The organism is Oxynema mangrovii CENA135 (assembly GCF_016632315.1).
In the GTDB taxonomy this organism is placed as follows: Bacteria; Cyanobacteriota; Cyanobacteriia; order Cyanobacteriales; family Laspinemataceae; genus Oxynema; species Oxynema aestuarii.
Map to the genome: position 1 here is coordinate 727,385 of NZ_JAEOXH010000001.1, position 16,876 is coordinate 744,260.

Annotated in this window: 14 protein-coding genes; 6 read left to right on the plus strand and 8 right to left on the minus strand. The window is 53.0% G+C overall.

The features are described 5' to 3' along the window. Nucleotides 1–7: 7 nt before the first annotated feature. The gene (gene rimI / locus JJD41_RS02895; RefSeq protein ID WP_200664633.1) at nucleotides 8–577 is read right to left on the minus strand and encodes a ribosomal protein S18-alanine N-acetyltransferase; all 570 of its coding nucleotides are present in this window, start codon (nucleotides 575–577) and stop codon (nucleotides 8–10) included. A 187-nt stretch (nucleotides 578–764) separates the two neighbouring features. Between rimI and lysA the strand changes: the two genes are divergently transcribed. The 3 genes from lysA to JJD41_RS02910 all read left to right on the plus strand — a co-directional run bounded on the left by lysA (nucleotide 765) and on the right by JJD41_RS02910 (nucleotide 4,052). Then, the gene (lysA, locus tag JJD41_RS02900) at nucleotides 765–2,180 is read left to right on the plus strand and encodes a diaminopimelate decarboxylase (RefSeq protein ID WP_200667033.1); all 1,416 of its coding nucleotides are present in this window, start codon (nucleotides 765–767) and stop codon (nucleotides 2,178–2,180) included. A 157-nt stretch (nucleotides 2,181–2,337) separates the two neighbouring features. Next, on the plus strand, nucleotides 2,338–3,306 hold the full coding sequence (gene cdaA / locus JJD41_RS02905; RefSeq protein WP_234488480.1) for a diadenylate cyclase CdaA: 969 nt from the start codon (nucleotides 2,338–2,340) through the stop codon (nucleotides 3,304–3,306). Continuing rightward, on the plus strand, nucleotides 3,303–4,052 hold the full coding sequence (locus JJD41_RS02910) for an isoprenyl transferase (protein WP_200664634.1): 750 nt from the start codon (nucleotides 3,303–3,305) through the stop codon (nucleotides 4,050–4,052). Before cdaA ends, JJD41_RS02910 begins: the two co-directional genes overlap by 4 nt. A gap of 11 nt (nucleotides 4,053–4,063) precedes the next feature. Here JJD41_RS02910 and JJD41_RS02915 read toward each other — a convergent pair whose 3' ends face one another. After that, nucleotides 4,064–4,336 carry a DUF3143 domain-containing protein gene (locus JJD41_RS02915; RefSeq protein ID WP_200664635.1) on the minus strand — a complete coding sequence of 91 codons (273 nt, stop codon included), beginning with the start codon at nucleotides 4,334–4,336 and terminating at the stop codon, nucleotides 4,064–4,066. Between the two features lie 31 nt (nucleotides 4,337–4,367). Further along, nucleotides 4,368–4,961: a J domain-containing protein gene (locus JJD41_RS02920; protein ID WP_200664636.1), complete on the minus strand. Its 594-nt coding sequence runs from the start codon at nucleotides 4,959–4,961 to the stop codon at nucleotides 4,368–4,370. 163 nt (nucleotides 4,962–5,124) lie between these two features. On the opposite strand from JJD41_RS02920, the gene ilvC reads away from it, so the two are divergent. Next, nucleotides 5,125–6,120, plus strand: a complete 996-nt coding sequence (ilvC, locus tag JJD41_RS02925) for a ketol-acid reductoisomerase (RefSeq protein WP_200664637.1) — start codon at nucleotides 5,125–5,127, stop codon at nucleotides 6,118–6,120. A gap of 106 nt (nucleotides 6,121–6,226) precedes the next feature. Here ilvC and JJD41_RS02930 read toward each other — a convergent pair whose 3' ends face one another. Together JJD41_RS02930 and JJD41_RS24560 are read right to left on the minus strand one after the other, a co-directional pair. After that, on the minus strand, nucleotides 6,227–6,511 hold the full coding sequence (locus JJD41_RS02930) for a hypothetical protein (RefSeq protein ID WP_234488481.1): 285 nt from the start codon (nucleotides 6,509–6,511) through the stop codon (nucleotides 6,227–6,229). Nucleotides 6,512–6,614: 103 nt separating this feature from the next. Continuing rightward, complete coding sequence (locus JJD41_RS24560) at nucleotides 6,615–6,764, minus strand: hypothetical protein (RefSeq protein ID WP_234488482.1); 150 nt, start codon at nucleotides 6,762–6,764, stop codon at nucleotides 6,615–6,617. 236 nt (nucleotides 6,765–7,000) lie between these two features. Here JJD41_RS24560 and JJD41_RS02940 point away from each other — a divergent pair, with 236 nt between their 5' ends. After that, entirely contained in the window at nucleotides 7,001–7,813 is an 813-nt protein-coding gene (locus tag JJD41_RS02940; RefSeq protein ID WP_200664638.1) for an EndoU domain-containing protein, read from the plus strand. Nucleotides 7,814–7,848: 35 nt separating this feature from the next. On the opposite strand, the gene JJD41_RS02945 is transcribed toward JJD41_RS02940, so the two are convergent. After that, nucleotides 7,849–9,255, minus strand: coding sequence for an amidase (locus JJD41_RS02945; RefSeq protein ID WP_200664639.1), 1,407 nt, complete (start codon nucleotides 9,253–9,255; stop codon nucleotides 7,849–7,851). A 407-nt stretch (nucleotides 9,256–9,662) separates the two neighbouring features. Here JJD41_RS02945 and JJD41_RS02950 point away from each other — a divergent pair, with 407 nt between their 5' ends. Beyond that, on the plus strand, nucleotides 9,663–13,451 hold the full coding sequence (locus JJD41_RS02950; RefSeq protein WP_370583706.1) for an nSTAND1 domain-containing NTPase: 3,789 nt from the start codon (nucleotides 9,663–9,665) through the stop codon (nucleotides 13,449–13,451). A 49-nt stretch (nucleotides 13,452–13,500) separates the two neighbouring features. On the opposite strand, the gene JJD41_RS02955 is transcribed toward JJD41_RS02950, so the two are convergent. Both JJD41_RS02955 and JJD41_RS02960 read right to left on the minus strand, forming a co-directional pair. Further along, complete coding sequence (locus JJD41_RS02955) at nucleotides 13,501–15,228, minus strand: tetratricopeptide repeat protein (RefSeq protein ID WP_370583707.1); 1,728 nt, start codon at nucleotides 15,226–15,228, stop codon at nucleotides 13,501–13,503. Continuing rightward, nucleotides 15,221–16,756 (minus strand): pentapeptide repeat-containing protein, encoded by a 1,536-nt coding sequence (locus tag JJD41_RS02960; protein ID WP_200664642.1) that lies wholly within the window; start codon nucleotides 16,754–16,756, stop codon nucleotides 15,221–15,223. Before JJD41_RS02960 ends, JJD41_RS02955 begins: the two co-directional genes overlap by 8 nt. Nucleotides 16,757–16,876 lie beyond the last annotated feature (120 nt).

Below are 16,876 nucleotides of genomic sequence, written 5' to 3' on the forward strand. Positions count from 1 at the left end.
ATCGGGTTCAAAGGTCGTCCGGGAGGGATAAAGACCAGTGCGATCGCGCGAGGCGATCGTGGATCTGGGATTGCCACTGGGCGAGGGTTTCGGGAAAATCCGGTTGTTTTAAGCCGGAACGCCACAAAATGCGGGCATCTTCCCCGGTTTCTTTGTAATAGCCGCGCCGGATTCCCACTTGAGTGAAGCCGAATTGTTGATAGAGACTCAAGGCGGCTCGATTGGAAAAGCGGACTTCGAGGGTGGCCCATTCCAGTTGGCGTTTCCAGGCGCGATCGAGTAAAGCGTAGAGGAGGGTTTGGCCGAATCCCTGACGGCGATAGTGGGGATCGATCGCCAGTAAGGTGATGTGGGCTTCTTCGAGGATCGACCACAGACAGGCGAGCCCGACCAGGGGCGGCGGTTCCGGACGTTCCGGGGTCGGCGCGGCGCGCAGGACCAATAAATCGCTGTTGGGACTGTCGAGTTCTCGCGCGTAGCCTTCGAGGGTCCACAGCCCGCCTAAAGCGAGTCGGTCGAGGGCGACCACGGCAGGCAGGAGGTCTTCACAGAGGGGTTGGAGTTCTAAAACAGCCACGAGATCGGCGATCGCGAGAGGGACGATCGCATTTTACGCTTTAGGAGGCGACCGGGGGCGGGGGAGGCGATCGCCGTTGAGGGGGAGAGAAATCGTAGGTTAAGCACAGAAAGCACGAGGCGCAATTGTAAACTGGGAAACGAGAAACAATCATGCTCCTCACCTAACTCAAGACAAGTCATTGAATATGGTCTCAACTTATCCCCGTGCCGTTGACAATTGCGGACGTCAGTATCTACCGGAAGCTCCTTCTACAGGTGAACCCCTTTCTCCGAATCAGTCGTTGCTGCCGTTGAGCGCCCGGGCCAACGAGAGCGATCGCCTGGAAATCGGGGGTTGTGACGTGACGATGCTCGTCGAGCGTTTTGGGTCGCCGTTGTACATTCTCGACGAAGAGACATTACGAACGGCCTGCCGTCAGTATCGCGACGCCCTCACCGCTTATTATCCCGGGGAATCCCAGGTGTTGTATGCGTCGAAAGCCTGGAGTTGTTTGGCGATTTGCGCGATCGTCGATCGCGAAGGACTCGGGGTAGACGTAGTGACCGGAGGCGAACTCTACACCGCGATCCGTGCGGGAGTCAGCCCGCAGAAGATTTATTTGCACGGCAACAACAAATCCCGAGACGAGCTGAAATTTGCGATCGCCGTCGGCTGCACCGTCGTCGCCGACAACTGGCAAGACTTGCACCACTTGGCCGAGTTGACCCGCGACGGGGACGGGAGCCAACCCCAGCGCGTCATGTTGCGGTTTACCCCCGGGATTGAATGTCACACTCACGAGTACATCCGCACCGGACATCTCGACAGTAAGTTCGGCTTCGATCCCGACGATCTCGATGCGGTGTTCGAGTTCGTCAACGCTCAAGCGAATCTCAAGTGTATCGGCTTGCACGCCCATATCGGCTCCCAGATTTTTGAATTGCAACCCCATCGAGATTTGGCCGGGGTGTTGGTGGATTGGGTGGCCAAAGCGCGCCAGTGCGGCTTACCCGTGGAGGAACTCAACGTCGGTGGCGGCTTGGGAATTCGCTACACCGAAGCCGACGATCCGCCGAGTATTGACGAGTGGGTGAAATTGATTGCGACCAGTGTCGCCGAAGCCTGTCAGGCGCGACAGGTCGCCTTGCCGAAACTGTTGTGCGAACCGGGGCGATCGCTCGTCGGCCCGGCTTGCGTGACCGCCTATACTGTCGGCGCCCACAAGACGATCCCGCAGATCCGCACCTACGTGTCCGTCGATGGCGGGATGTCCGACAATCCCCGTCCGATTACCTATCAATCGTCCTATCGCGCCGCGATCGCCAATCGCCTCTCCGCCGTCAGCGATCGGACTGTTACTATAGCGGGTAAGCACTGCGAGTCCGGCGATATCTTGATTGGCGAGGCGTTGCTTCCCGAAACTCGACCCGGCGATATTCTCGCGGTCATGGGAACGGGCGCCTACAATTACAGCATGGCCTCGAACTACAATCGGGTAGGCCGTCCGGCAGCCGTTTTAGTCCGCGATGGCGAAGCCAATACGATCTTGCAGCGCGAGACTTACGAAGACTTAATTCGACAAGATCGGCTCCCCGAACGCTTGATGCGCTCCGGCGTGTAACGGTACCAAAGCCGGGGAGGGTTCGCCCTTCCCCACCGACCGGGGGTTGAGGGCGATCGGTTCGGCACCAACCCCCAGCCTACGGTGTTAACCGCTTACTCTATCGGCGGCTGGACGATCCAGCTAGCTAATCTTCCAATGTAGAAGCGCAAGGTTCATGAGCGAGCACATGGGATATTTGTGGAACCAATTGCCGATCGACCCAAGCTGGATTCAATCCTTGTTGCTTCGCCTCGGGGAAATTTGGAAACAATGGCTCAAAGATCCGATCGATATCATTCTCGTGCTGGCGCTCAGTTATATGGTACTGGCGATCATCGGGGAGCGGCGGACGTTGTGGATGGTACGCGGGTTTATCCTATTAATGGTGGCGGCAGCGCTGAGTGCTACCCTAGAGCTCAATTTACTCAAATTTGTTTTGAATAACTTGGTGATCGGCTCCGCCGTGGCGATGGCGGTGATTTTGCAATCCGAATTTCGTCGGTTTCTCGAACAGTTGGGTAAAGGAGATTTTAAGCTGCTGTTTCAACCGTACCGACAGACGATTCCCAAACCGGACAGCACGATCGATGAAATTGTCGATGCGGTGAAGGAACTTTCGCAAAACCGCACGGGAGCGCTGATGATTTTAGAAACGAGCGGACCGATTGACGAGCGAGATTTTTCCGTTCCCGGGGTTAAATTGAATGCGGAAGTGTCTAAGGAGTTGTTGCAGTCTATCTTTCAAACGTCTACGCTGTTGCATGACGGAGCGCTGTTGATTCGAGCGTCTCGAATTGTGGCGGCAGGGGTGATTTTACCTTTGTCGGAACGCAGCGCTTCGCGGCAACTGGGAACGCGGCACCGAGCGGCGATGGGCATTACCGAGCGGGTCGAAAATTGTATATGTGTCGTTGTTTCTGAAGAAACCGGATCGATTTCTTTGGCGGAACGCGGCGTCCTGAATCGACCTCTAACGAGCAGTAAACTCAAAGAACTACTGCAATCTCGATTCTCGCAAACGGTGGAGCGAGAACCCGTTGCACCGGACCTGCGAACGCTCAGTCGCAAACTGGGTGCTCGGGGTGCGGCACTGATTTCGCGTTTGCTCCGTCTTCCATCATCGGCTTCCCGAGAGAAAAAATGATTACCAAGCCAACCCCTTTGAAACAGCTACCTCCCGACCTCGACCGAGAGCGACTGCCCAAACATGTAGCCGTAATTATGGATGGCAACGGGCGTTGGGCGCAAAGACGGGGAATGCCTCGGATTATGGGTCATCGTCGGGGAGTGGACGCGCTCAAGGATTTATTGCGTTGCTGTAAGGATTGGGGGATCGACGCCCTCACCGTTTATGCGTTTTCCAGCGAGAATTGGGGACGTCCCCTCGAAGAGGTCAATTTTTTGATGACGTTGTTCGAGCGGATGTTGCGCCAGGAACTCAAGGAGATGATGGAGGAAAACGTCCAGATTCATTTTGTGGGGAATTTGGAGGCGCTACCGCAATCGCTGCAGGAGGAAATCGAGCGCTCGACGGCGGCGACGAAGGATAATAAGCAGATTAAGTTCACGATCGCCACCAACTACGGCGGACGCCAGGAAATTGTCCAAGCGTGTCGGGCGATCGCCGAACAGGTGCGCGACGGTCGGCTCGATCCGGAGGCGATCGACGAGGCTGTATTCGAGCGCCATCTCTATACTTCCCATTTGGGGGATCCGGATTTGCTGATCCGAACCAGTGGGGAGATGCGAATTAGTAATTTCTTGCTTTGGCAGGTGGCGTATTCGGAATTTTACATTACCGATACGCTCTGGCCGGATTTCGACCGTCAGGCGTTCCATCGTGCTTTGCAGGTTTACCAGCAACGCCACCGCCGTTTCGGCAAACTCTGAAAGGGTTCGGGTTACGGTCCGGCAAAGATCGCTTGTTCGATGTCCTCGCGGCTGAGGGAATATTTAAAGGCGCGTTCGATATCTTCGCCCGTGGTTCCCGCACTGAGGTAGCGCACGATCAGGCGATCGATGTCGAGGCTGAGTTCGGCTTTCCATTGGGGCTGCTCGACGTACCATCGATGCAGTTCGGTGTCGTCTTGCTGACAACCGCAATTTTTGAGCCATTGCTCGATTTCGGGCAGGGGATGGTTGTACAAGGGGGTATCGGAGGAAGGCAAAGTCATGAAGGTTCGCAGGTGGTATGGATCGTAGGCTTTAAGGGGAGGGGCGCGATCGCGCGATCGCCGGATCGGAGGAGGGCGACCGTTCGATCGAATGCTCGATCGCCGTCGGCGCCGAGGTCGGTTCTAAGGCGATTTCGCCTCGGGTCAGACCGATGGCGATCGCCAGTAACAGACAGCCGAGAAAGGTAATCCCTAAAATGAATAAGGCGAACAGTTCTCCGGCGGAGAGGGGACGGTCGGTCGGGTCTAAGTACGCCGACGACGACCTGGGGCGATCGCGATCGCGCGGCGGCGCCGATCTCTCCCAATCGCGACTGACGGGCGGACGATAGAGCTGCTGCCAGTGGCGGGCTTGTAATTGGCGATCGTAGATCCCTCGCTGTTGCGGGTCGTTCAAAGTCGCATAGGCTTCCTTGACTTTGTGAAATTTCTCTTTGGCGATTTCAATCGGTAACTCGCTCGTGTCCGGGTGATAGCGCTTGCTCAATTCGCGGTAAGCTCGCCGGATGTCCGACGCCGACGCCGAACTGGTCAGCCCGAGCAAGTGGTAGTAATTATCACTCCCGAACGAGTGAACGGCTCGTTTGGCTTGTTGCTGCTGTCGATTCGCCCAGTTATGAGTCACGGTCAACACCACTGACGCAGTTTTGTTATTCTAGCCGCTCTCGGAACCTTCTGACGGCTACGGACAAGATGCGGGCGATCGCCCCTTGGGAGGCGTCCCCTTGTTTGATACAATACGGAGTTTGCAATATCTTTACGATGCTTCCTGGAAGGAGACGCCGATTATGGCCCGCATGTACTACGACGCCGATGCCAATTTAGACCTTTTAGCCGGAAAAACGATCGCGATCGTCGGTTACGGTTCCCAAGGTCACGCCCACGCCCTCAACCTCAAAGATAGCGGCATGAACGTCATTGTCGGGCTATATCCGGGCAGCAAATCCGCCGAGAAAGCCAAAGCGGCAGGTTTAGCCGTCCACAGCGTCGCCGACGCCGCCAAAGCCGCCGACTGGATTATGATCCTGCTGCCGGACGAAGTACAAAAAACTGTCTACACCAACGAAATCGCCCCCCATCTGACCGAAGGCAAAATCCTTTCCTTCGCCCACGGCTTTAACATCCACTTCGGACAAGTCGTTCCCCCCGCTAACGTAGACGTGGTGATGGTCGCCCCCAAAGGCCCCGGTCACCTGGTCCGCCGCACCTACGAACAAGGCGAAGGGGTTCCCTGCTTGTTTGCCGTCTATCAAGATGCCACCGGACAAGCTCGCGATCGCGCGATGGCTTACGCTAAAGGAATCGGCGGTACTCGTGCCGGAATCCTCGAAACCACCTTCCGCGAAGAAACCGAAACCGACCTGTTCGGCGAACAAGCCGTGCTCTGTGGCGGTCTGAGCGCCTTAATCAAGGCTGGCTTTGAAACCCTCGTCAATGCCGGATATCAGCCCGAATTGGCCTATTTTGAATGCCTCCACGAAGTCAAACTGATCGTCGATTTAATCGTCGAAGGCGGTTTGGCTACCATGCGCGATAGCATTTCCAACACTGCCGAATACGGCGACTACACGCGCGGTCCGCGCATCGTCACCGACGCCACCCGCGCCGAAATGCGTAAAATCCTCTCGGAAATCCAATCCGGCCAATTTGCCCGCGATTTCGTGTTAGAAAATCAAGCAGGCAAACCCGGGTTTACGGCCATGCGCCGTCAGGAAGCAGAACATCCCATCGAGGAAGTTGGGAAAGATCTGCGCGCCATGTTTAGCTGGTTGAAAAAGAAATAAACTGTAGCGCGGGCATCTTGCCCGCCTGTCGAATCCAACCCTACTGAGGTGCGGGCATCTTGCCCGCCTTTTTAGTTCCAAAATAGGCGATCGCCTATTAATTTCTTCAATTCCTATTCAATTCTTCCTCAATCGCTTTTTCCGTGCGCTCGTTAGGATTTTCCGGGTTCCAATCCGGCGTCATTCCTAACAAGAACCGTTCGATGGTCGTTCGCGTTCGGAAACTGACCGTTTTCATCGGTTCCGGTAAAATGCGATCGCCCCAAGCGATAAACGCGAATCCTAAAATAACTGCCAAAATTGAAAGGGTTTTAGAGGTACGTGGCTTCACCGTCGGAACCTCCAGCAATAATGAGAAGTCCGTAGGGCGGGCATCCTGCCCGCCACCCATAGAATGGTTTGCCCTATGCCCTAAATAAATTACCTACTGTTTTCCAAGAGATCTTCTGAAAGGGGCGATCGCCCTTGTTTGCCCTTTTCTGAAACCAATAGAGTTAGTTAGCAGGTTCGCCGCCGCCTTGCTGTAACTGTTCTTCGATCTCTTTTTCCGTGCGTTCGTTGGGATTTTTCTTCGCCCAACCGGGAACCAATCCTTGAGCAAACTTGGTAATACTCGTGCGCGTTTGCAAACTCGTCGTCTGCATCTTTTCGGGGAGGAATTCGATTTTATCCCCGAAAGCGACATAGATAATCGCCAGTATAATAGACCCTGTAATTAGCGTAGATTTAAGCATCTGTGTATATTACAATGCAATACAACTGTTCGAGCGAATCGACTTGAAAATTTTATAATGCCATTGTTTTTAATTCGATCCTAGCGCAGTCCCCGAGCCTTGGCTCAAGGGCGCATCCCCTCCAAGTCCCGATTCGGTTTCCGGTTATGAACTCCTCTCTTGCCCGATTTATCGCCAGTTCGGCCCTCTTTTTCGTCGTAGTGTTCACCGCGTGCAGCAGCCTCGCGGGGACGAGGGGCGATCGCCTCGCGCCCTTTTTCGATCGCCAGAGTAACCCGGTCGAGGTTAGCTTTCCCAGAGAACGTCCAGTCGATATCACCCCCGTTCCACCTGTTTTGAATGCCTTTGACCGCGCCGTTCTCGACACCTGCGGTCCGTTGGGAAGTCGGGTTTCGAGAGAACAGTTCCAATATTTGATGCGCCAACATCCGCAGGTGTTGGCAAGGGTGAAGGATGCGGTCGGCGGTGCGTTACGGGGCGATCGCGGCAGTAATACTCAGTTTTTGGAAGATTTAACCGATATTTGGTTCGATCGCCACGGCTTCGACCATATTTTTTGCGGTGAAATTGAAGGAAATAACCGGATTGGAGGCTTGCATTTTGTCGGACGCTATTGGGAACTGCAAGATCTCGCCATTGCCGGACGCTTACCAAACAATGCCCGCCGGGAAGAAGTCGTCCCGGGGGCAATTTATACTTTAGGGGTGTTGGTTCGCCTGGGCGATCGGGAGATCGCCGACGATCTCAAAGGATATCCGTATCTCACGAATGCCGAAGAAATGCTCGTGGAAGTGACCCGGGCGTTCAAACGGCAGGGCAGTGCGGAGGGAGCTTGTTTACTTTCGGTGCGAGATCGCGAAACTGGAACATCCTACCCCGCCGTTTTCGTGAAAAGTCGCAACGCTATTGTGACCTTTTATCCCGACTCCACCCCACGGGGGCGATCGTGCCGTCGCTAAAGATACTTGAATCGAGTATAAAAAGGCGAGCTGATTTAGGCCAGGGGCGGACGCCGATCGCCCCAGGGAAATTCGGCTTCTAATTGGGCGGCGATCGCTAGTAACGTACTTTCCCCGGCAGGTCGGCCCACCAGTTGCACCCCTACGGGCAAACCGTCATCGATCCCGGCGGGGAGGGCGATCGCGGGTTGTCCCGTGGCGTTGAAAGGCGCACAAGGTGCGATCCAGCGCACCATTTTAGCTAACGTTTCTTCCGGCGACAGGTCGGCCCATTCCCCGACGCGAATCGTCGGATGTAGGAAAACAGGGGTAACAAACAAGTCGAACGGGTCTAAAACACTGACAATTTGGCGCGCCACGACCTGCATTTTACCGACGGCTTGCAAGTATTGTCCCGCAGTGACCCCGTTCGCCCGTCGGGCAAACCATTGATTCATCGGTTCTAAGGCGGCTTCTGGAATGCCCCCAACGGTAGCGGCGGTTTGCCAGACGGCAATAAACGGTTCGACCAATTCGCTGAAATCGGGACGGACTTCTTCGACCTGGTGACCGAGAGTTTCCAGGTGTTTGACGGTTTCTAAAACGGCTTTTTGACAGGGTGGCGCCGCCTCGCCCATCGGTGGAATGGCAGTGGTAAAGCCGATTCGTAAGGGTTTGACGGAATTGGAGGTAGCGCAAGTGAGAAAAGAAGGTTCGGAATCCGGGAGCCAGTAAGGATCGCCTGTGAGATATCCCGAGATAACGTCGAGGAGGGCGGCGGCGTCGGCTACGGTTCGGGCGATCGGACCGTTGGTGGCCAAACCGCTTAAGGCATCGCCGACGGGGGCATAGGAAACCCGACCCCGCGAGGGTTTGAGGCCGATTGCCCCGCAGCAAGCCGCCGGACCGCGAATCGAACCGCCGCCGTCGGAACCTTGTGCGATCGCGCAGAGACCTGCCGCTACCGCCGCCGCCGCCCCGCCACTGGATCCGCCCGGGGTATAGTCGGGATTCCAGGGATTGCGGGCGGCGGGAAATCCCGGCGGTTCGCTGTAGGGAAACATCCCCAATTGTGAGGTGGCGGTTTTGCCGAGAATTGTAAATCCGGCAGCCTTCATGCGGGCGACGACCCCATCATCGTAGGTGGAGACTTGGTCGCGAAGGGCGGCGACGCCGAAGCTGCAGGGGAGTTCGGCGACGTTGTTGAGATCTTTGATCGCCGTGGGAACTCCGAAAAACGGTGGTAAGCGATCTGGGTCGGCGGTTGTGAGATGTTCGGTTTTTTGTTTGGCGTCGGCGATCGCCCGATCGCCGTTGATGTAGAAATAGCTGCCGAGTTTGGGGTTGAGGCGATCGATGCGATCGAGGTAAACTTGGGTAAGTTCTAAAGGTGAAATTTGCCCAGTTCGGATGAGTCGGGCTTGTTCTAAGGCGGACGCGAACGCGAGATCGGTGGAGTTCATAAGAACGATTGAAGAACTAAGTCGATCGGGTTACAAAAGCACGGGCGTTCACCTATTTTTCACCAGCTACAAACGGCGATCGCCAGACATGAAGATCGATAAAGAACGGTGAAAAATGGTGAAAATTAATAGAGAAGTTTGAAGGATTTACAAAGAGTTGCGATCGATTGTTAAAACCTTCGGGGAGGCGCGATCGCCCTCGTGTATTGTGCTAAAAAATAGGCATATTGTCAGTCATGGTTCGATCGTCCTTAGCTTAGGATAGGACGACTCCGGACACGAGACCGGAGTAGACAGTTTGCAAATTGTCTGCCCATCTCGTACCCAATCTTACAAAAGTCGGACGCCAGAATCAAGATCGTTAGGATCGGCGATCGTTAACGATAAAATTTAACCCATTTAAAAAAATGTCTACCACCCATCAGCAAGTCCAAACCTTCCGGGATATTACGATTACTGGAGAAGGGAATACCTTTACCGTCAATCAAATCATTCAAATTACCGCATCTTCCGTTCAAAATCGTTCCTTTAATCCCATTTCTCCTTATCGCGGATTAAAACGGTTTGAAGCGAGAGATAAAGATTTATTTTTCGGACGCGACCAGGCGATCGCCAGTTTAATCAACGCGATTGCTAAAAATCCCTTGCTTTTAATTCTCGGGGCGTCTGGAAGTGGCAAATCTTCCCTCATTCGGGCGGGTGTCCTTCCTCAACTCAGCGATCGTCTCGGGTCTAAGTTTCGCGCATTTATCTTTACTCCCGATCTCGATCCGTTCAAATCTCTTGAAAGTAGTTTAATTGTCGGCGGCTTTTCTCAAGACAATGCACGATTAGTTTTACAACATAAGCCTACTACATTGTTGGAAACGGTCGATCGATTAAAACAGAGTAACGAACAGTGGCTGGTTTTTGTCGATCAATTTGAAGAACTTTTTACAAGAACATCCGATCTCGAAAAACGCAAAATTTTTATCGAAAATTTCATTAACTTAGTCCAAAATTGCGACCACTCGGTTAAGCTGATTTTAGCCATGCGGGCTGATTTTTTACATCGCTTCAGTCCTTATCCCAAATTCGGTAAACTTGTGGAACCTTATATCCATTTAGTCACCGACATGCACCCGGATGAGTTGCGTTTGGCGATCGAACAACCCGCCGCCCAGCATGGGGTTATTTTTGAAGGGGAATTAGTTAAGGAAATTGTTAATGACGTTATCGGACAAGCAGCTTCTTTGCCCTTACTTGAATATACCCTAGATTTACTGTGGCAACGAGACGACATTGAAGACCGAACCCTCAACATTAAAACTTATCGAGAATTGGGAGGCGTTCGCGGTGCTCTCCAGAAACATGTTAACGAAATTTACGATGGTTTATCGCCCGATCGCCGTGAAGCAGTTAAATGTATCTTTTTGAGATTGGTCAAATTAGATGAAGCATCTAAAAGTCTTAAATTTGTGAGTCGTCGGGCGGAAAAGTCCGAATTTAATCAGGATGAAGAACTGATTTTAAAAACATTGGTCGATGCAAATTTGTTGGTGAGCAATCTCGAAGCTGGAGATCGAGAGGCGGCGATTGAAATTGCCCATGAAACCTTGATTCATTCGTGGGATTTATTGCAACATTGGATAACGGAAAGTCAAGAACTGATTCATTTACGCAATCGTTTATCGGAAGATGCTAAAAACTGGCAAAATTCACAGGACGAGAATAAGATCAAGGCAGAAGATGAATTATGGAGTGGGTCGAAACTCCAGCGTGTTGCTGAAGTTAGAGAACGAGGAGAATTTAAAGAGTTAGGCGGACTTAGCGAAATAGAAAATCAATTTATAGACGCGAGTTTGCAAAAGCGCGATCGCCTCTTAAAACAACAAGTTCGGCGGGTTACTTTTCTGGCATTGGGTGCGATCGCCTCGACGGTTTTAGTTAGTATTGCCGCACTTTTTGCCGTTCGACAAAGTACGATCGCTCAACTGGGAGAAAAGGCAGCCATTTCGAGAAATTTGCTTTCTTTTGAACCTGTAGATGGCTTGTTATTAGCGATCGCCAGTACCGGAGACAGTCAGCAAAAGTTAAAAGAAGTTTTGCATCCAATTAAGTTTAGCTTGTTAGGGGCGATCGAAGTTGCCAAAGAAAAAAATATGATTGAAACCGATCAAGGGAGTATTTTTGGTGTAGGAATTAGTGCGAATGGGAAACTCATTGCAAGTGCCGGAAATAATGGTATTGTAAATGTCTGGAATAATAAGGGGGAACTGGTAAATAAAACCCTAAGAATTCATCAATCTCCTATTTATGCTCTTGCCATGAGTTCGGATGGCAAGCTTATTGTGACAGGAGACAAACAGGGAATTCTTTGCTTCTGGAATCCGGATCGAAAAAGACCGATAGCCCAAGTTAATGCCCATAACAGTCGAATTAATAGTATCGCGATGACGCCAGATGGCAATACTATTGTAACTGGAGGATATGATGGACTTGTAAAACTATGGAGTCAAGACGGACAGGCGATCGCACCACCGATGAAATCTGGAAATTATGGTGTTATGTCCGTTGCGATTACTGCTGATGGAGGAACTATTGTTAGTGGTAATCAAGATGGCAATATTCATCTGTGGAATCGCGAGGGAAAACTGATTAAAAAAGTTATTAGCAAAACTGAGAATAACTATGAAGATATGATTTTTGCACTAGCTATTAGTCCCGATGAAGATATAATTGCCACTGGCGTATGGGGAGGAACTATTAATCTCTGGAATCGGGAAGGCGATCGAATCAACGACCCTCAATCCGGACATCAAAGTAGTATTTACTCTATTGCTTTTAATCCAAATGGGACGATCGTCAGTAGCAGTCTCGACGGAACATTACGCCTGTGGACATCTGACGGATACCCATTAGGGGAACCGTTCCGGGGACATCAAGTAATGGGAGTGAATGCGTTAGCCATTGCAGCCGATACTTACACTATTGTCAGTGGTGGCGGCGATGGAACGATCCGAATTTGGGAAGAGATTAAACCAGAACCGATCGACGCCGAATCAGAAGAAGAGACGCCGTATTCAAGTTTTGATGAGGGTGAAACAATTGAATTAAAAGATTATGGAAAAGTTCGTTCATGGCAAACTAACGGACAGTTTAATATTCAAGAATTAAGACAAGAGGAGAATCCTGAAACAGATTGGATCGCACAGATTACGCCAGATGGTGAAACGATTATCACTCGACAGATCTCAGATGACACAGTTCGATTGTGGAATCGCCAGGGGGAACCCGTAGGGGAACCGTTGCGAGGGTATTTGCAGCGAGAACATTTTCCATGGGTGGCGAGAAGTTCCGACGGTCAAGCGTTTCTAACGGTAACAGGGTTTTGGCACGAGCTAACGGTAAAATTGTGGAACGAAAATGGGGAAATGATCGATCGCCTCATCTTGAATGGGAGTGTGGATAACATCCTCGAACTTTGGCGGGGAGATTGGCACAAGCTGCTTGAGGTCGGTTGCGATCGCCTCTATTTCCATCCGGTATTTAAAAACCCAATCACAGAAACCACGCAAAAAGCCTGGAATACTTGTCAGCGTGAAGTTTGGACGGAAAAAGAATTGGCACAATTGTTAGTGGAACAAGGACAAGCTTTAGCAAAATCGGGGGACAAAGAAGGGGCAAAAGCCAAGTTTGAAGCGGCTAAAAAGCGCGATTCTGAGATTGTTTTCGATACGGACAAACAAATTAATCTCTTTTTGGCTAAAGGGTTAATTGAAAAAGCAAATACTTTAGTGAAAAAGGGTGAAGTGAAAGCGGCAATTGCTGCATACAAAGAAGCCCGAACGCTTCAACCCAATCTAGAAATATATGCCGACGATTGGCACAACATTTGCTTCTATGGAAGTTTTTACGGCGAAGCGCAAGCGGTCATAGAAGCGTGCGATCGCGCGGTCGATTTATCTCCGGAAGATGGTTTGATTCGTGACAGTCGGGGAATTGCGCGGGCAATTGTGGGGGATAAAAAAGGGGCGATCGCTGATTTTGAAGCTTTTATCGGGTGGACTTTAGACAGCAATAAAAAAGAACAGCGTCAAGAATGGATCGGCCAGTTAAAAGCGGGTCACAATCCTTTAAATCCTCAAGAATTAAATAGTCTTGTGCAAGAGGACTTGTATGGGGGAAGTGGATTAAAATTTCCGATTGGAAGATGAGCGAAAATCTGACAGGTGAGCTGGGTTGGGGACAGGAACTGTCGTGTTCCTACGGTTGGGCGGGGGGTGAGACTTCCGGTAAGGTTTCCTCGGGTGGTACATTTTGTGCGTCCGGTGGCGGGGGTTCCGGTTGCAACTCGCGGCGGACGATTTCTAAAGTTTGCAAGGCTTGAGGATGGGTGGGGTTGAGTTGAATCGCCGTTTCCAAGGCGGGGAGGGCTTCGGCGTACTCTTCCAAGGCGCGCAGGGCCATGCCTTTTCCCGTCCAAAAGTCGGCATTTTCGGGGTCGAGTTCGATCGCCTTCTCGTAGACTTCGACCGCTTCTTCGTAACGCTGCAGGGCCATCAACGCCAGACCCTGATTGTACCATCCGGCGACTTGTTCCGGGGCGGTCGTCGTCGCACTTTGGGCGACGGTCAACGCATTACCGTACTCTTGCAGGATTAAAAACACCGCACTTTGATTAATCCAAATTTGAGCCAGAGAGGGACGATCGCCGATATTGGCATCCCCTTTAATCGCCCGGTCGTAAGCGGCGATCGCGGCGTCGTATTCGCCCAAATCCTTTAAAATGCGGCCTTGATTGTACCAAGCGAGAGACGAGTTCGGATCGAGGGCGATCGCCCGTTCCGTGGCGGCGAGAGCTTCGTCGTCCCGTCCCAAGTGCCATAACGGCACACTGCGATTGCTCCAGGCGTCGGCATAATCCGGGGCGAGGGCGATCGCGCGGTTGGACGAGGCGATCGCCTCCTCGTAATTCCCCAACCCCGCAAGGGCGTTGCCACGGTGCATCCAGGCAAACGCCGCGCCTTCCGATCCCCAAATGCCATCCCCCTCTTTGAGGGCCGCCTCGCACGCCGCGAGGGCTTCCTCGTAACTGCCCAAGCGGTTGAGGTTAGCACACTGACGGGCTAAAACCAAAGACGAATTCGGCTGGATCTGCACCACCCAATCGTAAGCAATTTTCGCCTCCCCGTGGCGTCCGAGGCGATCGAGCAATTGAGCGCGTTGCAGCCAAGCGTCCGCATTCTCCGGATTGAGGGCGAGGGCGCGATCGAAGGCATCGAGGGCGCGATCGTAGCGATCGAGAGCTATATAAATCTCACCTTTAATCTCCCAAACCGTTGCCGGATCCGACGGCGACCAACGGCGATCGGCCTTCAAGGCGCGATCGCACGCCGCCAACGCCCCCTCGAAATCCCCCAAATCTGCCAGTAACTGACAGCGATCCGCCGCCGCCGCCGAGTAGTCGCGATCGAGTTCTAACGCCCAATCGAACGAATCCAACGCCGCCTTCACCTCCCCCAACTGCCAGAACGCCCGCCCGCGATGATACCAAGCGAGCGCCGGACTGGCTTCGCCCCAGTTGCGGTCTACCCGCAGCGCCGTTTCGCACGATTCGATCGCCACGTCGTAGCGTTCCAACTGAGAAAGCGCATAACAGCGATCGGCCAACGCCAGGGAATCGTCCGGCTGTAGCACCAACACCCGGTTATACGCCGCCGTCGCTTGTGTATACTGCTGCAACTCCAACAAGATACCAGCGCGATCGCGCCACGTTTCCACATCCTTCGGATTGAGGGCGATCGCGCTGTCACAGGCCGCGATCGCCTCCTCATACTTATCCTCTTCAGCCAGAGACGCGCACAGTTGTGCCCAATATTGAAAATCCTCCAACCCCTCCTGAGCCGCCACGGGCGCCACAGTCAACCCCAACGCCCCCAAAACCAGCAGCCCCAGCAGCGAACCCCCAAAAGTATATCTCACTTTATTCACAAACTTCTCTCGTTCCATTTGGCAGTATTGCTCCGCATAGATAAGCCTTATCCAGCATTGCCCCGTCTAAAATCGCATCGCGCAAATTAGCCTCGCTCAAATTCGCCCCATTTAAATTCGCCCCGCTTAAATTCGCCTCCCTCAAATCCGCTTGAAATAAATTGGCTTGTTCTAAATTGGCCCCCGTCAAATCCGCCCCCGCCAAATTGACCCGAGTCAGACGCACCCCTTCCAGGTTGACCCCAGCTAACGGCGCCCCAGCTAAATCCACCCCCGTCAGATCGCGATCGCCCGCGCCGCGTTCCAACAAATCCCAGACCAGCCAAGCTTGAGCGGCGATCTTCGTATCCGCATCGAACACCACCTCACTTAAATTAGCCCCCGTCAACTCCGCCCCGGTAAAATCGCTACCGCGCAAGTCCGCCCCTTGTAAATTCGCCCCTTGCAAATCCGCCCCTTGCAAATCCGCCCGGTACAAATTCGCCCCGGCGAGATTCCCCTGCTGCAACGTCACCCCCGATAAACGCGCGTGACTTAAATTCGCCGCCATCAGCGACGCCTCAGTTAAATCCGCCCCGGTCAAATCCGCGTAAACTAAATCCGCCCCCGCCAAATTGCCACCCACGAGATTGACCTGACGCAGTTTCGCCAAAAACAGATAAGCCCCTTCCAAATTGGCTCCTGCTAAATCCGTATTGTCCCAGTCGATATCTTTTAAATTGGCGCCCGCTAAATCCGCCCCGCGTAAATCCGGTTGGGGAATGGCGCTGCTGAGGGATTCGCGCACTAACAGCCATTTGGCGGCGATCGCCGTTTGGGCGTCGATCCGGGTATCTTTTAAATAAACCCGCGTTAAATTTGCCGTTTCCAAATTCGCCCCGCGCAAATCCGCCCCTTCCAGATTCGCCCCTTCTAAATTAGCTTGGCTAAAATCTGCCTTTTGCAAACTCGCCTGTTTGAGGTTCGCCCCGCTTAAATTGGCTTCCAGAAAAACAGTCTCGTCGAGATTCGCCCCTTCTAAGTCTGCCTCTTGTAACTCCGCCTTTGTTAAAATCCCCTGGCTGAGATTGGCGCCGCCGAGTTTCGCCCCGGTAAAATCGGCCTCTTCTAAATTAGTCTGGCTGAGATTGGCGCGAAACAGAATCGCTTGGGCGAATTGCGCCTGTTTGAAGTTTCCCCCGACTAAATTAGCGCTGGCGAGATTGGTATCGCGCAAGTCCGCAATCCGGGCGTTGGCATTTTGCAAGTTCGCCCCTTCTAATTGCGCCCCGCGCAAGTGAGCCCGCCGCAAGTCGGATCCTGCGATATTGGCGCCGTTGAGTTCAGCCCCACCCAAGCGCGCCTCTCGCAGTTGGCAGTCCGCGCATTGTTTAGTTTCGCGCAGTTGCTCTACGTGTCGTCCACTGGCGGCGAGGAGGAAGGGGAAGGAGAGGAGGAGGACTAAGATGCGGCGAGTAATAGATGGGGTTGGGGCGGTCTCCCCTGGAGAGGATCCCCCTAAATCCCCCTGATTAAGGGGGACTTTCAAGACGTTGTTTATTTTGGGAACAACGCCGCACTCTCCAGTCCCCCCCTTCTCAAGGGGGGCTAGGGGGGATCTCTCCCGATGGGCGGTCTCCCCTGGAGAGGATCCCCCTAAATCCCCCTT